General features: G+C 66.0%; 7 protein-coding genes. 4 read left to right on the plus strand and 3 right to left on the minus strand.

Annotation, left to right across the window (positions count from 1 at the left end; all coding sequences use genetic code 11):
• Position 1 precedes the first annotated feature (1 nt).
• From arsC to AC1D00_RS25120, 3 genes are read right to left on the minus strand one after another with little or no spacing between them, the layout of a single operon-like run.
• Positions 2-403, minus strand: coding sequence for an arsenate reductase (glutaredoxin) (gene arsC / locus AC1D00_RS25110; protein WP_477012498.1), 402 nt, complete (start codon positions 401-403; stop codon positions 2-4).
• Positions 400-1101: an aquaporin gene (locus tag AC1D00_RS25115; RefSeq protein ID WP_477012499.1), complete on the minus strand. Its 702-nt coding sequence runs from the start codon at positions 1099-1101 to the stop codon at positions 400-402. Before AC1D00_RS25115 ends, arsC begins: the two co-directional genes overlap by 4 nt.
• Positions 1101-1631, minus strand: coding sequence for an arsenate reductase ArsC (locus AC1D00_RS25120; protein WP_477012500.1), 531 nt, complete (start codon positions 1629-1631; stop codon positions 1101-1103). Before AC1D00_RS25120 ends, AC1D00_RS25115 begins: the two co-directional genes overlap by 1 nt.
• Before the next feature lie 134 nt (positions 1632-1765).
• Between AC1D00_RS25120 and AC1D00_RS25125 the strand changes: the two genes are divergently transcribed.
• The 4 genes from AC1D00_RS25125 to AC1D00_RS25140 form a co-directional block, all read left to right on the plus strand.
• Positions 1766-2083 (plus strand): ArsR/SmtB family transcription factor, encoded by a 318-nt coding sequence (locus AC1D00_RS25125; protein ID WP_477012501.1) that lies wholly within the window; start codon positions 1766-1768, stop codon positions 2081-2083.
• Positions 2084-2134: 51 nt separating this feature from the next.
• Positions 2135-3520 (plus strand): NAD(P)-binding domain-containing protein, encoded by a 1386-nt coding sequence (locus tag AC1D00_RS25130; protein ID WP_477012502.1) that lies wholly within the window; start codon positions 2135-2137, stop codon positions 3518-3520.
• 61 nt (positions 3521-3581) lie between these two features.
• Entirely contained in the window at positions 3582-4766 is a 1185-nt protein-coding gene (locus AC1D00_RS25135; protein ID WP_477012504.1) for an MFS transporter, read from the plus strand.
• A gap of 18 nt (positions 4767-4784) precedes the next feature.
• A partial coding sequence (locus AC1D00_RS25140; RefSeq protein ID WP_477012503.1) for an MFS transporter occupies positions 4785-5287 on the plus strand: 503 nt, incomplete at its 3' end.

The following is a 5287-nucleotide window of genomic DNA, read 5'->3' on the forward strand; positions in this document are numbered from 1 at the left end:
CTCAGGCATCAATCACTTCACCGTCTTCCTTCACGAACCGACCGATCTTGGCGCTGGGCAAGATCTCTAGCACGGCTTCGGACGGCCGGCACAGCTTTACGCCTTTCGGTGTGACGACGATCGGGCGGTTGATCAGGATCGGATGCTTCATCATGAAGTCGAGCAGATCGTCGTCGGCCCACTTCGGATCGTCCAGCCCAAGCTCTGCGTAAGGCGTGCCCTTCTTCCGCAAAAGGTCTCGGACTGGGATTCCCATGGCCGCGATCAGCTCCACCAGCTTCTCACGGCTCGGCGGCGTCTTCAGGTATTCGATGACAGTCGGCTCCTCGCCGCTTTGGCGAATCATGGCCAGGGTGTTGCGGGACGTGCCGCAGTCGGGGTTGTGATAGATCGTGACGGTCATCGTTGTGTCTCCGCGATCGGAACAGGGCCGCGCGCCGTCGGGCGCCCCAGCATCCAGTTCATGAGAAGCATGCCGGCGAATGCGCCGACCAGTTCGGCGAGGATGAAGCCCGGCAGGTCCGCCGGGCGGATGCCCGAAAACGTGTTCGTCAACGAGCGCGCGATCGCCACCGCCGGATTCGCGAACGAGGTGGAGGCGGTGAACCAGTACGCCGCCGTGATGTAGAGACCGACGAGCCACGGGACGGCGGTCCGCTGGAAGCGGATGCCGGCGAGGATGGTGGCGACCAGGCCGAACGCGGCGACGGCTTCCGCGAACCATTGCGCGCCGCCGGTGCGGACCTTCATCGAGAAGTCGATCAGGGGGTGGCCGAACATCAGGTGAGCCGCCATCGTGCCCGCGATGCCGCCGGCGATCTGCGCGACGACATAGAGCAGGGCCTCCTGCGGCGGCAACTCGCGCTTGCCCGTGAAGACCAGCGTGACCGCCGGATTGAAGTGCGCGCCCGAGATCGGTCCCAGAACGGTGATCAGCACGACGAGGATCGCGCCCGTCGGCAGCGTGTTGCAGAGCAGGGCGAGAGCGACGTCCTTGGTCAGTGTCTCGGCCATGATGCCCGACCCGACGACGGTGGCGACGAGGATGCCCGTGCCGAGCGCTTCGGCGGCCAGCCGTCGCGGGAGATCGAACGTGTCCATCACCCGGCCTTCGGGTGCGGCGTGGTCGCTCCGTCCAGCCGTCCGATCTCGCGCAGCTTGGTGCCGAGCGACAGCTTGTCGATGCCGCGCAGCGGGAGGCTGCTGAAGACGCCGATCCGGTTCTTCAGGAAGCGGAAGGCCGCGACGAAGGCGGCTTCCTTTTCGATGTCGGTGCCTTCGACGGCGGCGGGATCCTCGATCCCCCAGTGCGCGGTCATCGGCTGCCCGGGCCAGACCGGGCAGCTCTCGCCGGCGGCGCTGTCGCAGACCGTGAACACGAAATCCAGAACCGGCGCGTCCGGCTGGGCGAATTCCTGCCAGCTCTTCGACCGCATGCCGTCGGTCGGATAGTTCAGGCTATCGAGGACCTTCAGTGCGAACGGATTGACCCGGCCCTTGGGTTGGCTGCCGGCCGAGAAGGCTCGGAAGCGGCCGCGCCCGTCCTTGCGCATGATGGACTCCGCCAGGATAGAACGGGCGCTGTTGCCCGTGCACAGGAAGAGTACGTTGTAGATCCGATCGTCGCTCATCGCGACCTCCCTCTAGTTCGATCTGTCCAGACTTATCGAAATATTTTTGGAGGGTCAACGCGATTGGAGGCTTGTAATTCGAAGATTCTAGAAATATGGTAGGAGCAACGTAGCAAAACCGTCATGAGAACGTCATGAAACTGGACGACGCCGCGGCCCATCTCGAAGCGCTGGGCAATCCGACCCGCCTGAAGATCTACCGGACGCTGGTCCGCGCCGGCGAGGCCGGGCTGCCGGTCGGCAAGCTGCAGGACCGGCTGAAGATCGCGCCTTCGACGCTGTCTCATCACATCAAGACCATGGTCACTGTGGGCCTGATCACGCAGGTCCGAGAATCCACGACGCTCGTCTGTCATGCCAACTACGGGACGATGCGCGAGTTGGTCGACTTCCTCGTCGCCGAGTGCTGCGCGGACGAGGTCGCCTGCAAGGAGACGAAGACCGCCGCGTAGTTTTCGCGGGCCCTCAATTTCGATAGTTCTAGATTCATGGGAGAATGCAGAATGAGTGCATCGAAGCAGGTCGCCATCATCGGAGCCGGACCGGTCGGCCTCGCGGCCGCGGCCCACGTCATGGAGCGCGGCATGACGCCGATCGTGCTCGAGGCGGGGCCGCAGGCGGGGCATTCCGTGCGGCAGTGGCAGCACGTGCAGTTGTTCTCGCCGTGGGAATACAACGTCGACAAGGCCGCGGCGCGCCTCCTCGACGCCACGGGGTGGAATTCGCCCGACCCGCACGCCTATCCGACCGGCGCCGAATTGCTCGAGCGATATCTCGACCCGCTCGCGACGAAGACGCCTCTGAAGGATCGCATCCTGACGTCGAGCAAGGTCACCGGTGTCAGCCGCCAAGGCTTCGACCGGGTCAAGAGCAAGGGTCGCGAACAAGCGCAATTCGAGATCCGATACCGCAACACCGAGTATCCGGAAGGACTGGGCGAAAGGCTCGTCCGCGCGGACGCCGTCATCGACGCATCCGGGACTTGGGTTTCGCCGAATCCGGCCGGTGCCAACGGTCTCGGTGCGGTCGGAGAAAAGGAAGCGGCCGAGAAGATCGCCTATGGGATGCCCGACGTGCTGGGCGCAGGACGCACGCGGTATGCCGGCAAGACCGTGGCCGTGCTCGGATCCGGTCACTCGGCGATAGGGACGTTGACCGATCTAGCCGCATTGAAGGCGCAGGTGCCCGCGACGGAGGTCATCTGGTTGTTGCGCGGCGACAATCCGGCGAAGGCGTTCGGCGGAGGAGCCAACGACAAGCTGTCAGCTCGCGGAGAACTGGGATCCGTATTCGCGGCGTTGGTCGCAGCGGGAAAGATCAGGGTCGAACCGGCGTTTCGAACGACTCACGTGAGCATCGACGACGGCCACTTGAGGATCGCGGCGGGCTCGGCATGCTGCGGCCGCAACGTCGTCGCCGACGAACTGATCGTCGCGACCGGCTTCCGTCCGGATCTTTCGTTCCTGAGCGAGATCCGTCTCCGGCTCGACCCCGCAATCGAGGCGCCGGTGGCGCTGGCGCCCCTGATCGATCCCAACGAACACTCCTGTGGCACCGTAAGGCCGCACGGAGCGCGCGAACTCGCCCAGGACGATCCGGGCTTCTACCTCGCCGSCATCAAGTCCTACGGCCGGGCGCCGACCTTCCTCATGATCACCGGCTATGAGCAGGTCCGCTCGATCGCGGCCGACATCGCAGGCGACAAGGAAGCCGCTGCGCGGGTCGAGCTCGAATTGCCGGAGACCGGCGTCTGCACCCGCGGCGGCGTCGAGGGCGGAGATGCGGCGGCGGGATGTTGCGGCGGGCCGGCGAAGCAGGACGTTTCCGCCTGCTGTGCGGACGACGAGAAAGCGAAGCAGACCGGTGCCGCCGGCTGCGGGTGTTCCTAATCGCGGCCGAAGGATGAGGACGCCACCCTTCGCACTGGAGCATCGCTCGCTGATAGCGGCGATGTGCCTTGGCCAGATCGGCAATCTGCTTCCGCACGTCGCGCTTTCGGCCAATCTCGCGCAGCACCTCATGCCTGCCTGGGGTTTGAGTGCCGCCGAAGGCGGGCTGCTCGCCAGCGGCTACGCCTTCGGCTACATGCTGGCGGTCCCCGTGCTGACGACGCTGACCGATCGGATCGACGCGCGCCTCGTTCTTCTCTGCGGATCGATCGTCAGCGGACTCGCGACGATCGCGTTCGGCCTGTTCGCGGTCGGGTTCTGGTCGGGCGTGGCTATCTGGTCGCTGGCGGGTCTCGGCTTCGCCGGCGCCTACATGCCGGGGCTCAAGGCCCTGACAGATCGGCTGCCGGCGGGGGACGCCTCCCGTGCAGTCACGCTCTACACGTCCAGCTTCTCGCTTGGCGTCGGGCTCTCCTTCCTGGTCGCGCAGCTTGTCGCGGACCACTGGGGCTGGCGGACGGCTTTCGTGCTCACCGGCATCGGACCCGTCGTGATGGCCGTAGTGTGCCTGGCGATGGAAGGGCGCAGGCCGGAGCACAAGCCCGGACGGCTGCTCGATTTCAAACCCGTCTTCGCGAACCGTGAGGCGCTCGGTTACATCTTCGGCTATGGCGCCCATTGCTTCGAGCTCTACGGCGTCAGGACCTGGCTGGTGGGGTTCTGGACCTACGTGATCGCGCACCAGAGCGCGCCGTCGTGGATGTCGCCGGTCGTGGTGAGCTTCGTGTTCGCCGTCGTCTCGATGCCCGCCAGCATTCTCGGGAACGAAGCCGCGCTGAAATTCGGCCGCCACCGGGCCATTACGGCGGTGATGATCGCCTCCGCCGCGGTGGCGGTGCTGCTCGGCTTGAACGCTGGCGCGCCTGCATGGGTGGTCGCGTTCCTGCTGCTGGCCTACGGCCTGACCGTTCCCGCCGACTCCGGCGCGCTGACCGCCGGCATGTCGGCCGCCGCTACGCGTGAGCACCGGGGTGCGACGCTCGCTCTTCATTCCACCGTGGGCTTCGGGCTTTCGGCCGCCGGCGCCTGGGGAACAGGCGTGGCGCTCGATTTCGCGGGCGGTCCGCAGAGCGCCGCTGGATGGATGCTGGTCTTCATAGTTCTCGCGGTCGGAATCTCGATGGGCCCGCTCGCACTTCTCTGGGCCCGCGCCGGCGAGACGAAAAACGCGATACCCGCGAAATAGCGGCACGAGGACAGGGGAATGCAGGTGGATCGATCACGGCTCGTCGTCGTCGCGGCGCTTGGTACCGCCCAAACGCTCGCGTGGGGCTCGAGCTACTACCTGCCGGCGATCCTCGCCGATCCGATCGCGCGCGATCTGGGCATCTCGAGCAACTGGTTCTTCGCGGCGTTCTCGGGGTCGTTGGTGATCTCCGGACTTCTCGGCCCACGCGTCGGTCGCCAAATAGATCGCGTCGGCGGACGACAGGTGCTCTGCATCTCGAACGTCGTTCTCGCTGCGGGCCTGGCGCTGCTCGGGGCATCCACGTCATTGTTGATGATGTCGACCGCCTGGCTGCTGCTCGGCATCGGCATGGGTCTCGGCCTCTACGACGCGGCCTTCGGCGCGCTGGGCCGCATCTACGGCAGCGATGCGCGGGGTGCCATCACCGGCATCACGCTCATCGCCGGCTTCGCCAGCACGGTCGGCTGGCCTCTCAGCTCGCTCGGCCTCGAGACCATCGGCTGGCGGGAGACCTGCTT

It is taken from the genome of Bradyrhizobium sp. P2_E8 (assembly GCF_056403875.1).